The organism is Promineifilum sp. (SeqCode) (assembly GCF_041918635.1).
Lineage (GTDB): Bacteria > Chloroflexota > Anaerolineae > Promineifilales > Promineifilaceae > Promineifilum.
Window position 1 is genome coordinate 1 of the sequence record NZ_JAYRVJ010000024.1, and the last position, 3,669, is coordinate 3,669.

General features: G+C 69.2%; 1 protein-coding gene and 1 pseudogene. One reads left to right on the forward strand and one right to left on the reverse strand.

Features of this window, described 5'->3' with window-relative positions:
- The coding region (locus ACE3UY_RS00920; RefSeq protein WP_374685679.1) for an adenylate/guanylate cyclase domain-containing protein at positions 1–3,095 on the reverse strand (3,095 nt) is incomplete at its 3' end.
- Positions 3,096–3,388: 293 nt separating this feature from the next.
- On the opposite strand from ACE3UY_RS00920, the pseudogene ACE3UY_RS00925 reads away from it, so the two are divergent.
- Positions 3,389–3,669: pseudogene (locus ACE3UY_RS00925) on the forward strand (hypothetical protein); the annotation flags it as partial.

Genomic DNA, 3,669 nt, shown 5'->3' on the forward strand with positions numbered 1-3,669 from the left:
TCCGACCAGGCCAGATAGGCGCGGAAGTGGCCGTCGGCCGCCTCCCATTCGCCGCGCAGCAGGGCCAGGTCGCCCAGCCCGCGCCGGTGGAAGGCCGCGCCCATCGGCTCGTGGGCTTGCTCGAACAGGGGCAGCGAGCGCTCGTACCACTGCCACGCCGCCGCTACGTCGCCGCGCACGCGCTGAATCTCGCCCAACTCGAACGTGCTCCAGGCGGCGTCGTAGGCCAGCCCGAACTCCTCGGCCACCACCGCCGCCGCCTGCCGCTTCGCCAGCGCCCGCTCGACCGAGTGGTAGCGCAGAGCGTAGATGCTGTCCCAACTGAGCGTCCAGGCCTCCAGCCGGTAGTTGCCCACCCGCCGGCTCATCGCCAGCATCTCATCAAAGACCGGGAACATGCGCTCCGGCTCCCCCTGTTGCAGGAACATCTCCCGGCGCGAGAGGAGCAACTGCCACACCAGCCCCCAATTGCCCACCGCCTCGGCCAGCGGTTGGGCGCGGTCGAGGAAGTCATGCCCCTCGTCGAAGCGGCCGAGCATGGTGCTGATCATTGCCTGGTCAGAGTAGGCCACGGCGCAGGCGTCGCGGTTGCCCATGCGCTCGAAGATGGTCACCGCCTCGTCCACCAGCCGGCGCGCCTCCAGCAGGTCGGCCTCCGGCGCGAACTCGTGGGCCAGCAGCCGGGCCAGCGATTGCCGGCCGACGGCCAGCGCCCACTCGTCGGCCGCCGCGCCGGCCACGAACGCCCGCAACCGGGCCACGGCCGGCGCCATCTCGATCTGGTAGCCGGCGAACAGGCAGAGGACGCCGTACCACACCCCCAACCGGCGCGGCGCGTCGTCGCCCAGCGCCTCGGCGATCTCCCACGCCGGCCGGATGTCGCCCATGCCGAACTCGCCGGTCATGTAGTGCTCGAACACGGCCATGCGGGCGATGAGCAGGGCGGCGAGGAGCGCATCCGGTTGTTGGTTGTTGGTCGTTGGTCGTTGGTCAGTGGCGGCTTCTCCCCCGCGCCCCTGCGCCCCCGCCCCCCCGCTCCTCCTCGCCACAATCGCCTCATCAATCAACGGCCCCACGTCCGACCCGACAAACCGGGCGGTGGCGTAGAGGAAGAGCGGCAGCAACATCTGGTCGACCAGCCGCTCGAACGCCCCCTGTTCCACCCACCAGCGCCAGGCGGCGCGGATGTCGTCGAACTCCTCGGCCACGGCGTCGAGGGCGCGCACCTGCTCGGGGCCAATCATACGGCGCATGGTGCTCTCCAGGAAGCGAGCGTAGTAGCGCGAAGCCCGGTCGCGGGCGCGCACCTCCAGGTCGGGCATCTCGCGCAGCTTTTCCTCAGCGTATTGGCGCAGGAGTTCGTGTAGTTGGAAGCGTCCGCCGGTAGCGATGGGTGACGAGCGACGAGCGACGAGTTCGGAACGATCCGCTCCAGCCGCCGGCTCTGGGTTCGTCGTTTGTCGTTCGTCATTCGTCGTTCGTGCCTCGTCGTTCACCTGGAGCCACGACTTGTTGACCAGCCCCCGCAGATCGCGCAGGCTGGCGGCGGCGACGAACTCGGCTGCCTCGCGGGCGAAGCCGCCGCGAAAGACGGACAGCATCGGCAGGATGGCCCGCTCCCGGTCGCTCAGCAGTTGCCACGACGTATCGAACACAGCGCGAATGCTGCGCTGCCGGTCGGAAACGCCGCGCTGCTCCGTTGCCAGGATGTCGAGGCTGTGTTCAATCTCGGCGGCGATCTCCGGCAGGCTCAGCGCCTCCAGCCAGGCCGCGGCCAGCTCGATGCCCAGCGGCAGCCCCTCCACCTGGCGACAAATGCGCGCCACGTCGAGCACGTTGTCGCGCCCCAGGCGGAAGCCGGGCCGGACGCGGGCGGCGCTCTGGCAGAAGAGGCGCACAGCGCTGTAGTTGGCCGCCTCCGTCTCGATGTCGGGCGAGCGCAACGTCTGCCAGCGCCGCACCGTCAGCGGATCGGGCGCGATCATGCCGCCGACGGGAAAGAGGTGCTCCCCCTGGACGTTAAGCCGCGTGCGCGAAGTAGCCAGCAGCCCGATGCCCGGCGACTCGGCCAGCAGTTCGGCCGGCAGATCCGCGCCCCCTTCCGGCAGCAGGTGCTCCAGGTTGTCGAGCACCAGCAGTAGGTGCTTGCGGCGCAGAAAGTCGAGCAGCTGGCGGCGCGGCGGTTCGTCGCTCTGGCGGAAGCGGAAGCCAACCGCCTGGGCCACGGCCGAGACCATCGACTCGGGTGTGTTCAGCGGGGCCAACGGCACGAAGTAGATGCCGTCGAGGAAGCGGTCGGCCCCGCCCAACGCGCCCTCGGCGTGGTCGGCGCGATAAACGTTGCGGGCCAGGTCGCCGGCGGCCTGGATGGCCAGCCGCGTCTTGCCCGCGCCGCCGGGGCCGACCAGCGACAGCAGCCGGATGGACGGGTCGCCCAGCAGGCCGACCAGCCGGCGTACCTCGTCGTCGCGGCCGATGAAGCTGGTGGCTGGGGTGGGCAGGCTGACGATGTACTCGCCCAGCGATCGCAGCGGCGGGAAAGCGTTGGGCAGGCTGGGGGCGACGACCTGATAGAGCCGCTCCGGCCGGGCCAGCCCCGGCAGCCGGTGCTCGCCCATGTCACGCAGCGTCGCGCCGGCGGGCAGGGCGCTCTCGGCCACGCTGGCCGTGACGGCCGACAGGAGAATCTGGCCGCCGTGCCCGGCCGACATCAGACGGGCGGCGCGGTTGAGGGCCGTACCGTGGTAATCCCCCTCGCGGGCCTCGGCCTCGCCCGTGTTCAGCCCCATGCGTACCTTCAGGTCTTCGGGCAGGCCGCCGAAGCGGTCGGGGCGGGCGTTCTCGGCCAGCAGGGCGACCTGGGCAGCCAGGGCGGCAGCCAGCGCGTCGGCGGCGCGGCCGAAGACGGCGTAGGCCCCATCGCCCGTCGTCTTAACGATGCGGCCGGCGTGGGCCTCCACAATTTCGCGTAGCAATTCGTCGTGGCGCGTCAGGGCGGCCCGCATCGGCTCCGGGAAGCGCTCCCACAAACGGGTGCTGCCCTCGATATCGGTGAACAGGAAGGTGACGGTTCCGGTCGGTAGCTCGACGGTCATAGGCGGGGCTGATTATACCTGTTTGTGGGCGGGGGGCAGGGGAGCGGGGGAGTAGGGGAGTGGGGCAACTATCAGGTGGCACGTAGCAGGTCAGAGTCCGCATCCTCAGATGCGGGCTTTAGCTGATGCTGTGTGGTGTATCCGCGCCGGGGCCGTCGGCCTGGTCGCGGCCGTCCGCATCTGAGGATGCGGACTCCGACTTTGCCGCCAAAGTCTACATTCTCTTTACAACCCCTTCACACTCTCTAAACATCGCGGCGCTATCATGCCGACAGTTGCACGGAGGCAATCAAATGACAACGATCATCAACTCAACAACGACCACCCACGCGCCGGCGCGGCGTAGAACCAGCCCGGTCAAGGTCAACTACCTGGTCGACCTGGCTATCTTTATCGCCTTTCTCTTCGCGCTCGATCCGCGTTCGACGGGTATGGCTATCCATGAGTGGCTCGGCATCGCTTTCGGCGCGGCCATCGTGACCCACTTGCTGTTGCACTGGAAGTGGCTGGTCGCCTCGACGCGGCGGCTGTTCGGCAAGCTGCCCTGGGCGACGCGCGTCAACTACATCCTGAA